The 13,281-nt window shown below is 41.7% G+C and carries 15 protein-coding genes; 2 read left to right on the top strand and 13 right to left on the bottom strand.

Translation table 11 applies throughout. The annotated features are described in order from the left end of the window. Window positions 1-247: 247 nt before the first annotated feature. Genes rpsR through rpsF form a run of 3 tightly spaced genes read right to left on the bottom strand, consistent with a single transcriptional unit; the run spans window position 248 to window position 1,387 of the window. Window positions 248-484: a 30S ribosomal protein S18 gene (gene rpsR / locus CSV74_RS06215; protein ID WP_029054370.1), complete on the bottom strand. Its 237-nt coding sequence runs from the start codon at window positions 482-484 to the stop codon at window positions 248-250. Window positions 485-529: 45 nt separating this feature from the next. Then, window positions 530-1,051 (bottom strand): single-stranded DNA-binding protein, encoded by a 522-nt coding sequence (ssb, locus tag CSV74_RS06210; RefSeq protein ID WP_029054371.1) that lies wholly within the window; start codon window positions 1,049-1,051, stop codon window positions 530-532. A 48-nt stretch (window positions 1,052-1,099) separates the two neighbouring features. Then, complete coding sequence (rpsF, locus tag CSV74_RS06205) at window positions 1,100-1,387, bottom strand: 30S ribosomal protein S6 (protein ID WP_029054372.1); 288 nt, start codon at window positions 1,385-1,387, stop codon at window positions 1,100-1,102. 155 nt (window positions 1,388-1,542) lie between these two features. Here rpsF and CSV74_RS06200 point away from each other — a divergent pair, with 155 nt between their 5' ends. Then, entirely contained in the window at window positions 1,543-2,085 is a 543-nt protein-coding gene (locus CSV74_RS06200) for a DUF3267 domain-containing protein (RefSeq protein WP_099691003.1), read from the top strand. A 234-nt stretch (window positions 2,086-2,319) separates the two neighbouring features. Here CSV74_RS06200 and ychF read toward each other — a convergent pair whose 3' ends face one another. The 3 genes from ychF to CSV74_RS06185 form a co-directional block, all read right to left on the bottom strand. Beyond that, window positions 2,320-3,420, bottom strand: a complete 1,101-nt coding sequence (ychF, locus tag CSV74_RS06195) for a redox-regulated ATPase YchF (RefSeq protein WP_029054374.1) — start codon at window positions 3,418-3,420, stop codon at window positions 2,320-2,322. Between the two features lie 94 nt (window positions 3,421-3,514). Continuing rightward, a complete protein-coding gene (locus CSV74_RS06190; RefSeq protein WP_099691002.1) occupies window positions 3,515-3,712 on the bottom strand; it encodes a DUF951 domain-containing protein in 198 nt (65 codons plus the stop codon). Further along, a complete protein-coding gene (locus CSV74_RS06185; RefSeq protein WP_051210565.1) occupies window positions 3,693-4,631 on the bottom strand; it encodes a mechanosensitive ion channel family protein in 939 nt (312 codons plus the stop codon). The genes CSV74_RS06190 and CSV74_RS06185 overlap by 20 nt, the downstream gene beginning before the upstream one ends. 113 nt (window positions 4,632-4,744) lie before the next feature. On the opposite strand from CSV74_RS06185, the gene yyaC reads away from it, so the two are divergent. Continuing rightward, window positions 4,745-5,386, top strand: coding sequence for a spore protease YyaC (gene yyaC, locus CSV74_RS06180; protein ID WP_099691001.1), 642 nt, complete (start codon window positions 4,745-4,747; stop codon window positions 5,384-5,386). Here the strand turns inward: yyaC and CSV74_RS06175 are convergent. The 7 genes from CSV74_RS06175 to mnmE form a co-directional block, all read right to left on the bottom strand. Beyond that, window positions 5,297-6,001, bottom strand: coding sequence for a DUF554 domain-containing protein (locus tag CSV74_RS06175; protein WP_029054378.1), 705 nt, complete (start codon window positions 5,999-6,001; stop codon window positions 5,297-5,299). The two genes, yyaC and CSV74_RS06175, sit on opposite strands and share 90 nt — an antisense overlap. A gap of 71 nt (window positions 6,002-6,072) precedes the next feature. Then, the gene (locus CSV74_RS06170; protein ID WP_029054379.1) at window positions 6,073-6,906 is read right to left on the bottom strand and encodes a ParB/RepB/Spo0J family partition protein; all 834 of its coding nucleotides are present in this window, start codon (window positions 6,904-6,906) and stop codon (window positions 6,073-6,075) included. Next, window positions 6,899-7,660 carry a ParA family protein gene (locus tag CSV74_RS06165; RefSeq protein ID WP_099691000.1) on the bottom strand — a complete coding sequence of 254 codons (762 nt, stop codon included), beginning with the start codon at window positions 7,658-7,660 and terminating at the stop codon, window positions 6,899-6,901. Before CSV74_RS06165 ends, CSV74_RS06170 begins: the two co-directional genes overlap by 8 nt. A gap of 194 nt (window positions 7,661-7,854) precedes the next feature. Next, window positions 7,855-8,727: a nucleoid occlusion protein gene (noc, locus tag CSV74_RS06160; RefSeq protein ID WP_029054381.1), complete on the bottom strand. Its 873-nt coding sequence runs from the start codon at window positions 8,725-8,727 to the stop codon at window positions 7,855-7,857. Between the two features lie 76 nt (window positions 8,728-8,803). Beyond that, window positions 8,804-9,526: a 16S rRNA (guanine(527)-N(7))-methyltransferase RsmG gene (gene rsmG, locus CSV74_RS06155; RefSeq protein WP_099690999.1), complete on the bottom strand. Its 723-nt coding sequence runs from the start codon at window positions 9,524-9,526 to the stop codon at window positions 8,804-8,806. A gap of 51 nt (window positions 9,527-9,577) precedes the next feature. Continuing rightward, on the bottom strand, window positions 9,578-11,467 hold the full coding sequence (gene mnmG, locus CSV74_RS06150) for a tRNA uridine-5-carboxymethylaminomethyl(34) synthesis enzyme MnmG (RefSeq protein WP_099690998.1): 1,890 nt from the start codon (window positions 11,465-11,467) through the stop codon (window positions 9,578-9,580). A 30-nt stretch (window positions 11,468-11,497) separates the two neighbouring features. Further along, entirely contained in the window at window positions 11,498-12,883 is a 1,386-nt protein-coding gene (gene mnmE / locus CSV74_RS06145) for a tRNA uridine-5-carboxymethylaminomethyl(34) synthesis GTPase MnmE (RefSeq protein WP_099690997.1), read from the bottom strand. Window positions 12,884-13,281: the final 398 nt, after the last annotated feature.

Here is a 13,281-nt window from a genome sequence, read left to right as displayed (position 1 = left end):
CGCCTCAATTCATTCACTGCTTCTTTTGCCGCCTATCGTTAATAAGGAGACAAAGTGTTGTATACCTTAATTAATATAAAGCTACAATCATCCTTCTAATTGTATCACGATTCGACGTGAAATCAAAAATACAGGCAGTTACAGTTCCCAGTAAAGTGGATACGCAACGTGCCCACAAATATCAGGTTTTCGATACAAATAAAAAACCGCCACTGACTGATTAATTCAGTCAGTGGCGGTTTATATATTACCGCTCTTCAGATACGAACGGAAGAAGTGCCATGATGCGTGCACGTTTGATTGCGACCGTCAATTTACGTTGGTATTTAGCGCTTGTACCCGTAACTCGACGAGGCAACATCTTTCCGCGCTCAGAGATAAACTTCTTCAACAAATCCACATCTTTATAGTCGATGTGAGTAATGTGGTTAGAAGTGAAATAGCAAACCTTACGGCGTTTGCGACCTCCACGACGTGGTGCCATAATTGTTGTCCTCCTTCCTATTTACGTATCAAGTGAACCGTTCGATCAGAATGGCAAGTCGTCATCTGTTACTTCAATCGGACCGCCGCCTGGCTGGAATGGATCATTATCGACACGTGTCATATTTTGCTGATTCGGTTGGTAGGATTGCTGGTTATTGTATCCTTGTCCCTGGTTTTGAGAAGGTGCATTATAAGAAGGCGCTCCACCACCATAAGATGGTGTTTGCTGACGTTCTGTATTAGCATTTCTTGGTTCCAGGAATTGAGTACTATCCGCAACAACTTCTGTCGTGTAAACACGCTTACCGTCTTGGCCTTCGAAGCTGCCCGTCTGTATACGACCATCCACTCCGGCTAGACTTCCTTTTCGTAAATAATTCGCGATATTCTCAGCCTGTTTACGCCAAGCTACACACGTGATGAAATCCGCTTCCCGTTCTCCCTGGGCATTAGCGAACGCACGGTTCACTGCCAGTGTAAAACGTGTTACAGCAATTCCAGTTTGTGTATATTTTAGCTCAGGATCTTTTGTTAATCGGCCAACTAAAACGACACGGTTTATCATTCAGAATCAAACCTCCCTCATCATAAATTTAATAAGTTTTATATCAGATTACGCATCTACACGAATTGTCATATGACGAATGATACCTTCGTTGATGTTCGCTAGACGTGTAAATTCATCGATTGCTTCAGCACCAGCGTTAGCAGTTACTAATTGGTAGTAACCTTCACGTAAGTCGTCGATTTCGTAAGCAAGACGACGCTTGCCCCACTCTTTCGACTCGATGATTTCCGCTCCGTTTGAAGTTAGGACAGTATCAAAACGTTCAATCAACGCTTTTTTCGCGTCATCTTCAAGAGTTGGGCGCATAATGTACATAATTTCGTACTTTCTCATCAATAGTCACCTCCTTATGGACTTGGGCCCTACTTTTACAAGTGGGCAAGGAGTAAGTAAATTTAATATTACTCACATCAGTACATACTATCACATCACAATTGAAATATCAACCTTCAATATACTATACTGAATGAATTAAGGAGTGATTTCACATGGAAGAACAACAGCCTGTAATTGTAGAGCTCAATTTACAGAAAATAGCGAAGCAAAGTCTATGGCTCACTTTCTTACCGCTTATAGCACTTTTAATAATTCGTGGTCTGTTACAAGGTGGACTCTTTATGTCATTTTCAGTGTGGTATGCTGTTTATGCTTTGGTTGGATATATTTTATTAATTGTTATACATGAGTTTTTTCATTTGCTAGGTTTTCGTATGTTTTGTCATGTGCCGTGGAAGAACATGGCGTATGGTGTCAATTTGAAGATGGGTGTTGCGTACGCTACCGCCGATCAGTTGATGGACAATAAGGGTATTCGCAAAGCGTTATTGCTGCCCTTTTGGATGACAGGTGTGTTGCCTGCCGTTCTTGCGTTGTATTTCAATGATGGTGTGTTGTTACTGTTAGGTGCGATGCTGATTGGCGGTGCGGCTGGAGATTTTGCTATGTATAAGGAGTTAAAGAAGTTTCCGGATGATGCAATGGTGAAGGATGATCCCGAGTTGCCTAAGTTGTATATTTATCCTGCTGAATGAAGTGGTTAGGGTTGCAATGGGATAGGTATCACTTACTATTGTGCATTATATTTAGGCTTGTATTCCGGTTCCATATTTAAATTTGAATTCATTCAAGGCCAACACTCACTCAGAGACAATGACCATAAATAATCTATATTCGTCCACTATATTACATACCCTTTGCAGGTCTTAAACTAAAACCATTTAAAACATAAAAAAGCTGATTCTCACTTGGAGGATCAGCTTTTTGTATTATACGTTGAAACGGAATAGCATGACGTCGCCGTCTTTAACGACGTATTCTTTACCTTCCAAACGAACTTTACCCGCTTCTTTTGCTGCTGTCATGGAACCGTGCTCGACCAAGTCATCGTATGCTACCGTCTCTGCACGGATGAATCCGCGTTCGAAGTCGGTATGGATTACTCCAGCACATTGTGGTGCTTTCATGCCCTTACGGAACGTCCATGCACGAACTTCTTGTACGCCTGCCGTGAAGTATGTAGCAAATCCAAGTAGGTTGTACGTCGCTTTAATCAACTGATCAAGACCGGATTCTTTAATGCCAAGCTCTTCAAGGAACATTTCTTTCTCTTCATCTTCAAGCTCAGCCATCTCTTCTTCAATCTTTGCACAAACTACGATTACTTCTGCATTGTCCTTCTCTGCAAAGTCACGAACTTGTTGTACATAGGGGTTATTATCTGCGTCTGCAATTTCATCTTCTGAAACATTTGCTACATATAACATTGGTTTGATCGTCAGTAAGTGCATGCCTTTGACGACTTGTAGCTCATCATCTGTCAATTCAACAGAACGCGCTGCCATGGCATTTTCAAATGCATCACGTAATTTCAGTAGAATGGGCTCTTCTGCCATTGCTTCCTTATCTTTTTGCTTCGCCATTTTGGAAACGCGAGCCAAACGCTTATCTACACTTTCCATATCCGCTAAAATCAATTCCAAATTAATGACTTCAATATCATCGATTGGATTTACTTTCCCTGACACGTGTGTAATGTTTTCATCCACGAAACAACGAACTACCTGACAAATTGCGTCTACTTCACGAATATGTGAAAGGAACTTGTTGCCTAGACCTTCGCCTTTACTTGCACCTTCTACAATCCCTGCAATATCAGTGAATTCAAATGCAGTTGGCACGGTCTTTTTCGGTGTGACGAGCTCAGTCAATTTGTCTAAACGCTCATCTGGTACCTCAACTATTCCTACGTTCGGGTCAATCGTACAGAACGGATAGTTCGCCGCCTCTGCTCCTGCTTTTGTTATTGCATTAAATAATGTTGATTTCCCCACGTTCGGAAGACCTACAATCCCAGCTGTTAACGCCATTATTCCCACACCTTTCTTATCTATCCAAAGCTTACATTATTCGTTAGTCAACCACTTCATTATAAGGACAATACGGTAGATTGTCCATGTGTTCTCAAGACTCGTTCTTCACTAGAATCTTTTTCATCTTCTTAGAAAATTCATTACGCGGAATCATGACACTGTGTCCACAGCCTTCACATTTAATTCGAATATCAGCGCCCATTCGGATGATTTTCCAAGCATTTGTGCCACAAGGATGCTGTTTTTTCATCTCCACTACGTCATGCAAATTAAACTCTTTGTCCTCCATCATCTGAATCCCCTTCCTTATGTTCTTCACGTATCACCATTCGTGGATAAGGCATTTCGATTCCATTCACATCCATGAATTTTTTTAAGTCTTGTCGTAATTTACGACCTACACTAAAGTTAGCAACCGGTTCAGTTTCTGCGGCAATGCGTAGCAAGATTCTTGACGGTTCGATACTTTGTACACCCAACACTTCCGGTACTCCAATAACTTCTGAATAGCGTTCTCTCGGTAACTTCCCAAGGAATCCCTTGATTAATTCCTCTGCGTGGTCAATATCCGTTTCGTAAGATAGAGCTAAATCAAGCAAAACCATGGAATTCGTGACAGAGTAATTGATGACTTCACCTATTTGACCGTTAGGTACTGTATACAACTCGCCGCCGTACAATGCGATTTTCGTTGTGCGAAGTCCGATTTCCATAACCGTTCCTTCACCCGAATTAATACGCACATAATCCCCGACTCCAAACTGATCTTCAAAAATGATGAAAAACCCAGAAATGACGTCCTTCACTAAACTCTGGGCTCCAAAACCGACAGCTAGACCTAGCACACCCGCACCTGCAAGAAGGCCTTTTACATCTATTTCAAACTCTGTCAAAACTGCTAGTATAGCGGAAAAATAGACGATGTACTTCAATGCATTTTCCAAAAGCTTAATCATAGTCTTCTCACGTCGTTCTGTTTTACGCATCGGACTTTTTAGCTTAATGGCAAAAAATCGGCGAATCAATACTTGTCCGGCTTTTACGACGATACCTGCCACGACAATTATTAAAATGATGCGAATAGCAAAGAATCCGGTACCGAGCCAAAATTCCGCGTCAAATAGAGTTTCTTTTACCTGTTGAACTGCTTCGTCTAGAACTTCTAGGTTTTCTTTCACTTCTTCTTTTGTAGCAGAAGTTGATGCCATTGAAAGAAATCCTCCTTTCGTATAAACCCTTACCCCTCAGGATATACTGCACAGCAATACGTGCGCAGTATAAATTTCAGCGTAAATATATCACAAAGGACTGGTGTCTCCCTATGTATACAGCCGAACCCTCTTCTTATCATTACCGTATTTCTAGTAAAGAAACCGGTGTCGTGTGGAAATTAAGTTCTTATTTCATGCAACATATCCCTTTTAAACAACAATCAATTATTTTTTATTGCATCGGAACCGATCGTTCTACTGGCGACTCACTCGGTCCTTTGACAGGCTCCTACTTGTCGGAGCTAAGTCTATTCCCATATACAGTAGTCGGCACGTTACAAGAGCCGCTGCACGCTCTTAATCTACAACAACGGATTGAACTCACGAAATCATTATATCCCGATGCATTTGTAGTGGCGATCGATGCCTGCCTGAGTAAAAAGGACGCAGTTGGTGACCTATTGTTTCATAGCGGTCCGATTGCACCAGGTAAAGCAGTAGGTAAAGAACTTCCCCTAGTTGGTGATGTATCTGTCAAAGGAATCGTCAATGTCGGCGGCTTCATGGAGCAAGCCGTTTTACAAAGCACTCGTCTTCATTTACCGTTCGAAATGAGTCGTATGATTGGCCGTGCCTTACAATTAGCACATCATCGTCAGCCTTCAAAAAGCATATACAATCGTTACGATGACCGCAACTACCGCAATACCTGGGATAAAATTGGCTACCCGGATTTTCGTCAAGCCGATTAGATTTAATCCGATTGCCGCAATCATCAAGCCGCCTGTAGCTGTCATTTCAGAAATGAACAACTTCATTAATTCATCTGGGACAAACCGACTGAGGATGGTGGCAAGAAAGGTTATACTTCCTTGGTAAATCAGTAGAGGGATAGCTGCAAACGCTACACCAATGCCTAATGTAGAACTAAAGATAATTGAAGTGAAACCATCTAATATCCCTTTCATTATTAAAACGTTGTGGTCGTTGCGGAGACCACTATCAATAGCACCGATAATTGCCATGGATCCTACGCAAAAAAACAACGTAGCTGTAACGAATCCTTGCGCAATTCCCGGTCCTTCCTTTTTAGCCGGTAACTTTCTTTCAATCCATCGTCCCAATTGATTAACCTTTTGATCGAGGTCAATCCATTCGCCGAGGATTGCGCCTATCACAATACTAAGAATCACAATGACAATTTGTGTTGTTTCAAATGTCATTTGTAAACCGATTGCTACTACGGCCATTCCAATTCCATACATGATGGTTTCTTTCATTCGTTCCGGTATTCCGTATAAAAACCTTCCGATTAATGTACCTATTATAATCGTTAATACATTAAACAGTGAACCAAACAATATCATGTAGTCACGTCCAAGTTCTTTTCAAGAATAAAACCTATTTTGCAATGAAAGCAAAATAGGTTTGTGTAGCATCACTCAGCGTTCAATAATTCAAGAATACGTTCAAAGTCTTCATCCGAATGAAACTCGATTTCGATTTTACCTTTTCTCTTCGTTTTCTTGATCGTTACTTTTGTACCGAATTGTTCACGTAGTGTGTTTTCCTGTGCTTCAATAAATATATCTTTTTTCTTTTCCTTCTTTGTTTCACGTGGAACATCTTCATTTAATTGTTGAACTAGTTTCTCTAATTGACGAACATTTAAACCTTCTGTCTTGGTCTTTTCGGCAATAGGTAAAATTTGTTCTTTTTTACGCAACCCGAGAAGTGTACGTCCATGTCCCATTGAAAGTATTCCATGGGAAATATCTTTTAACACTTTCTCAGGTAACGTCAGTAAACGAATGTGGTTGGCAATGTGCGGTCTACTCTTACCTAACCTAAAGGCAAGTTGTTCTTGTGTTAGCTTCAGACTTTCCATTAAGTTCTGATACGCCTCTGCTACTTCAATGGGAGATAAGTCTTCACGCTGCAAGTTTTCAAGAATAGCCATTTCCATTGATTGCTCATCTGTTAGATCACGTACAACTGCTGGTATTTCCTTTTTGCCTGCCAGTTCAGAAGCACGGAATCTTCTTTCCCCTACAACAATTTCATACTGTGTGCCTACACTTCGTACGATAATTGGTTGCAGAACACCGTGTTCCTTAATTGATTCACTTAATTCATTTAACGACACTTCATCGAATTCTTTACGTGGCTGATATGGATTGACTTTAATGCTTTTCAGACGTAAAAGCTCTACCTTTTCCAATGTCTCACGAGGAAATAATGCATTAAGACCTTTACCTAGACCTTTACTCATTCTCCACCACTTCCTTTGCCAGCTCTGAATACACTTCCGCACCTTTGGATCGTGGATCATATAATATAATCGGCTTACCATGACTTGGTGCTTCACTTAAGCGAACGTTACGCGGAATGATTGTCTTATACACTTTATCTTGGAAGTATTTCTTTACTTCTTCAATAACTTGAATGCCTAGATTGGTCCTGGCGTCAAACATCGTCAATAATACGCCATCAATATAAAGTGCTTCATTCAAATGTTTTTGGACTAGACGAATCGTACTGAGCAATTGACTTAGTCCTTCCAGTGCATAGTATTCACACTGTACGGGAATAATAATTGAATCTGAAGCCGTCAATGCGTTCAACGTTAAAAGGCCAAGAGATGGAGGACAGTCGATAATGACATAGTCATAGTCACTTTTAATGTCTTGAATTGCGTGTTTCATGCGAACCTCACGTGATATCGTAGAGACGAGTTCAATTTCAGCTCCCGCAAGTGAAATGGTAGCAGGAACAATTTCAAGGTTTTCAATCTCCGTTGGTAGAATAACGTCACGTACTGGCACATCATCAATTAGCATATTATAAATACAATCTTGTACATCACCTTTGTTAACACCGACCCCACTCGTCGCATTTCCTTGCGGATCAGAATCAATTAAGAGCACTTTTTTGCCTAAATGGGCAAGGCATGCACTTAAGTTTACAGAAGTCGTCGTTTTACCGACTCCGCCTTTTTGATTAGCTATAGCAATAATCTTACCCACTCTTGCACCTGCTTTCTTTCCTATTTCGTTTATCTTACTAGTATACCAAAGTTTTACTTGTTGCTTCGTATGTTTGAAATGCCTGACAAAGAATATGTTCTATGTGGTCTACTTCAGTTTATCATCTTCACTGTACGAACTCTATTGATATATAAGAAAACTCTTGCTAGTAAATCAGCAAGAGTTTCCATTCGTCACTTTTTACATATTTTTACCGTAACCGTGTAGAATTCTTCAGAATCCACTTCCTCGGATGCTACTTCAATCCCACTCTTTGCAATCAGTGCAAGAGATTCTCGCAACGTGTTCACTGCAATACGAACATCCTTACTAACAGCTTTCTGTCGAGACCCGCGTCTTCTTGCAGGCTGCACTTTCTCAACTGATTCCGTTGGATACATGATTTCTTTAATTCTAGCTTCCAGATCTTTGACGTTATATTGATTCATTTTGATTTCTTCTAGCACTTTCAGCTGAAGAGAGGATTCTTTTAACGGTAATAATGCACGTGCATGACGTTCAGATATCTTCTTTTGTAAAATTGCTGTTTGAACGGGTTCAGGTAACTTCAACAATCGCATCTTATTCGCAATTGTGGACTGGCCTTTACCGAGCCGTTGCGCCAATGCTTCCTGCGTTAATTCATGTAGTTCTAGTAAACGTTCATAAGCATGCGCTTCTTCAATCGCCGTCAGTTCTTCACGCTGCAAGTTCTCGATTAAAGCAATTGAGGCTGTCTCTTTATCATCCAAGTTCCGCACAATTGCCGGTACTTCTGTCCAACCAAGCTTACGCATCGCTCGAAATCTTCGTTCCCCTGCGATAATTTCGTATGATCCGTCATCTTTTGTTCGAATGACAATGGGTTGAATAACACCGTGTGTATGAATGGTTCGAGCTAGTTCTTCAATTTTTTCTTCATGAAAAATTGTCCGTGGCTGATATTGATTCGGTGTAATCGAATCAATTGCAATTTGTGCTACCTTCTCCAGATGATGAACTTCTACTTCTTCTATCGTAGTCATCTTTTCTCCCCCACCAAAAAAACGCGAAAAAGTACTTTTCAACCTCTGCACCACCTTTTCGAAACTATTCCCTTTTTTCTCTTCTATACAATTGTTTCACGTGAAACATTTCCCACAATCAGTTTGCTGTAATCGGTGTTTTATTAGGTACGCCTGGTTTCCTCGGGTATTTCTTAGGTGTCTGCTTTTTCTTTTCAAATACAAAGATGTGACGTTCACTGTTTTCTTCTGGTAGTACGAATTCATGTTCATTCTGCAAAACTGCCCCTAGTAGTTTCACAGCACGAGTGGCGTCTTTCATTTCTTCAGATGCAGCTGCACCTTTCATAGAAACAAAAAGCCCTCCCTGTTTGGCAAGTGGAATGCAAAGTTCCGACAATACCGATAGCCTTGCTACCGCACGTGCAGTCACTACATCAAACTGTTCACGGTACTTCGGGTTACGACCAAATTCTTCAGCTCTAGCATGGACGAATGCCACATTTTCAAGCTTTAATTCACCCGCCAAATGATTTAAAAATGTAATACGTTTATTCAATGAATCTACAATCGTCACGTGGAGGTGCGGATAGATGATCTTCAACGGGATGCTTGGAAAACCTGCCCCGGCCCCTACGTCGCACACAGATTCATACTTTTTGAAGTCTACGTAAAATGCACTTGTAACGGAATCGTAGAAATGCTTTAAGTATACGGAAGGTGCATCCGTAATTGCCGTTAAGTTCATCTTTTCATTCCACTCGACGAGTACTTCAAAATAGCGTTTGAACTGTTGCTTCTGTGTATCGGACAATTCAAAGCCTTTCTCTTGCAGAGCTTCGTAAAACTGTTCTTCCGTCATGTTCTCATTCCTTTTCAAAAAGACTGACGCTACTAAGCGCCAGTCATAGACTCAACCGGATACTTTCGCAATTTTTCCTTGTTCAATATAGACAAGCAAGATTGAGATATCTGCTGGATTGACACCGGAAATACGCGATGCCTGCGCAATCGACAATGGTTGTACTTCTTTAAGGTTTGCCTTTGCTTCTTTCGCAATACCTGAAATCGCATCATAATCAATATTTTCCGGGATCCGCTTATTCTCCATCTTTTTCATTCTTGCTACTTGCTGCATGGACTTTTCGATGTATCCTTCATACTTAATGAAAATCTCTACTTGTTCCGCCACTTCTTCGTTAATTTCTTCAAGTGGTGGCACTACCTTACGCAACTCGCCATACTTCATTTCCGGCCGCTTCAATAAATCAGCCGCCTTCATTGGCTCACGAAGTGCTGTTCCACCAACTTCAGCAATAATTGCCTGTATCTCTTCAGTCGGCTTCACAGTAACCTTGCGTAAATGATCAATCTCCGCATCAATTTGTGCTTTCTTCGCCAAAAACTTCGTATGGCGCTCTTCACTAATCATGCCGTTTTGATAACCAATTTCTGTTAAGCGCATATCAGCATTATCATGACGAAGTAAGAGGCGGTATTCCGCTCGTGACGTCAATAGACGATATGGCTCACTCGTACCTTTAGTGACCAGGTCATCGATGAGTACACCGATATACGCATCACTGCGTCCAAGAACAACCTCTTCCTTGCCAAGTACGTTGCATGCTGCATTGATTCCCGCCATCAATCCTTGTGCCGCGGCTTCCTCATACCCTGATGTTCCATTGATTTGGCCAGCTGTATACAAGTTTTTGATTTTTTTCGTTTCCAACGTTGGCCATAATTGAGTCGCGATTATAGAATCGTACTCAATTGCATAGCCAGCACGCATCATTTCAGCCTTCTCAAGTCCTGGTACACTCGCAATTAGGCGATGCTGTATATGTTCAGGAAGGCTTGTTGACAACCCTTGCACATATACTTCTTTTGTATTACGACCTTCAGGCTCGAGGAAAATTTGATGACGTGACTTGTCCGCAAAACGTACAATTTTATCTTCAATGGACGGACAATAGCTTGGTCCTTTTCCTTTAATCATCCCCGAATACATCGGAGATAAATGAAGATTTTCATTGATGATTTCATGCGTTTCCGGAGTTGTATACGTTAGCCAACATGGCAACTGGTCTACAATGAATTCCGTTGTTTCATAGCTAAATGAACGCGGTACGTCATCTCCTGGCTGAATTTCTGTCTTGCTGTAATCGATCGAATTGCTGTTGATACGTGGTGGTGTTCCAGTTTTGAATCGAACCGTCTGTAAACCGAGTTCCTGCAGATGTTCCGCCAGTTTGATGGACGGCATTTGGTTATTCGGTCCACTGGAGTATTTCAGATCTCCAATAATAACCTCTCCGCGTAAAAATGTACCTGTTGTAATAATGACAGTCTTCGCACGGAAAATTGCACCAATCTGTGTCACTACGCCTTTTATTTCGTCGTCTTCTACGATCAACTGCTCGACAACCCCTTGGCGAAGTGTCAAATTCGGCTCTTCTTCCAGTATCCGCTTCATTTCTTGCTGATACAGTACTTTATCCGCTTGTGCACGCAAAGCACGCACTGCCGGACCTTTCCCTGTGTTTAATAAACGCATTTGAATATGCGTTTTGTCTATGACCTTTGCCATCACACCGCCAAGTGCGTCTATTTCCCGCACTACAATACCTTTTGCAGGTCCTCCTAATGAAGGATTACACGGCATGAAAGCAATCATGTCTAAATTCATTGTTAAAACTAATGTCGATGCGCCCATCTTGGCTGATGCATAGGCTGCTTCTGCGCCTGCGTGTCCAGCTCCGATGACGATACAATCGAACCTGCCTGCTTCAAATTGTGGCATGTTCGTTCATCCTTCCCATTTATAAAATCATTATTTTCCGAGGCAGAACTTTGAGAACAACTCTTTAATTAAACTGTCTTGAACGGTATCACCAATTATTTCACCGAGAATTTCCCATGTGCGTGTAACATCTATTTGAATCATGTCGACAGGAACTCCAGCTTGTGCTGCTTGTACCGCATCGTTAATCGTATTGCGTGCCTGTTTTAGTAACGAGATATGGCGAGCATTGGATACATACGTCAGGTCATTGGATTCCAGTGAACCTTCGAAAAACAGTGCGGCAATCGCTTCTTCTAACTCTGTAATACCTCGCTCTTGCAGAATGGAAGTAGTAATCACGCGATCTCTTCCCGCCACTTCGTAGACTCGTTCCAGATCAATCTTTGTTGGTAAATCCGTTTTATTGACGATGACGAGCATATCCATGCCGGCAACCACTTCGAATAATCGCTCATCTTCATCTGTTAACGCTTCAGAGCTATTAACCATCAATAGTATGAGATCCGCTTCTTTCAGTACCTTCCTTGAACGTTCCACACCAATCCGCTCGACAATATCTTCCGTCTCCCGGATTCCCGCAGTATCGACAAGACGCAATGGAACTCCACGAACGTTGACATACTCTTCTATAATATCACGGGTAGTGCCCGCAACATCAGTAACAATCGCTTTGTTTTCCTGCACTAAGCTGTTAAGCAACGATGATTTCCCAACGTTCGGACGTCCTACAATTACGGTCGACAATCCTTCACGCAAGATCTTTCCTTGTGATGATGTACGCAATAATTCATCAATCTCATCCATTACCCACGTTCCTTTTTCAATCATTAAAGGAATCGTCACTTCTTCTACATCATCATACTCTGGATAATCTATATTAACTTCAACTTGTGCAAGTGTTTCGAGTAGTGCTTGTCGCAATTCACCTATCAAGTGGGATAGTTTCCCCTCCATCTGGTTAAGTGCAACGTTCATGGCTTTATCTGTTTTGGCTCTGATTAAATCCATAACTGCTTCGGCCTGTGATAAATCAATCCGCCCATTAAGAAATGCTCGTTTAGTAAACTCGCCGGGTTCTGCTAATCTAGCCCCCTCTGTCAATACCAATTGAAGTACCCTATTGACCGAAGTGATACCTCCGTGACAGTTGATCTCCACTATGTCTTCGCGCGTGAAAGTCTTTGGCGCTTTCATGATCGACACCATGACTTCCTCCACTAATTCTTCAGTGACGGGATCATGTAAATGTCCATAATGAATCGTGTGCGATGGGTGTTCGCAGAGTGGTTTGGCTGCTGGTGACTGAAATATACGGTCTGCAATCTTCCATGCGTCATCGCCGCTCAGACGAACGATGGCAATCGCTCCTTCTCCCATGGGAGTGGAAATGGCGGCTATCGTATCAAAATGCAAGTTTTTCACCTTCCTGGCTTTGTTGTGCACATGTGCATATCTTTTATAGCGAATACTACTTTCTAACAACCTATATTATCATAAAGCGTCGGAATCTCCTAGCACGCGAATTTAAATTATGTGGATAATTTCAGGAATTTTGAACCAAGCGTCACGGTAATTTATCATGTGCTAGCAGTCGACAAAGAACACTGTCGTTTCAAGCTTTCTAGTGTAGAAAGTTTCTTGAAGAAATATGTGGGATGTAGAAAATATGCCCTAAAATGAAGGTAGTTTTGAGGTGGTGATTTGAAGTGCCAATATGTACTCTCAACGCTTCGCTTATGCTTCACAATCCATTCTCCATGAAGGATCTTGCTCTAGGCGGTCGCGTGTCTTATGGATCCGCGGTGAGCGCC

Source organism: Sporosarcina sp. P19, from assembly GCF_002743165.1.
Lineage (GTDB): Bacteria > Bacillota > Bacilli > Bacillales_A > Planococcaceae > Sporosarcina > Sporosarcina ureae.
This window is presented reverse-complemented; position numbering and strand designations above follow the sequence as displayed.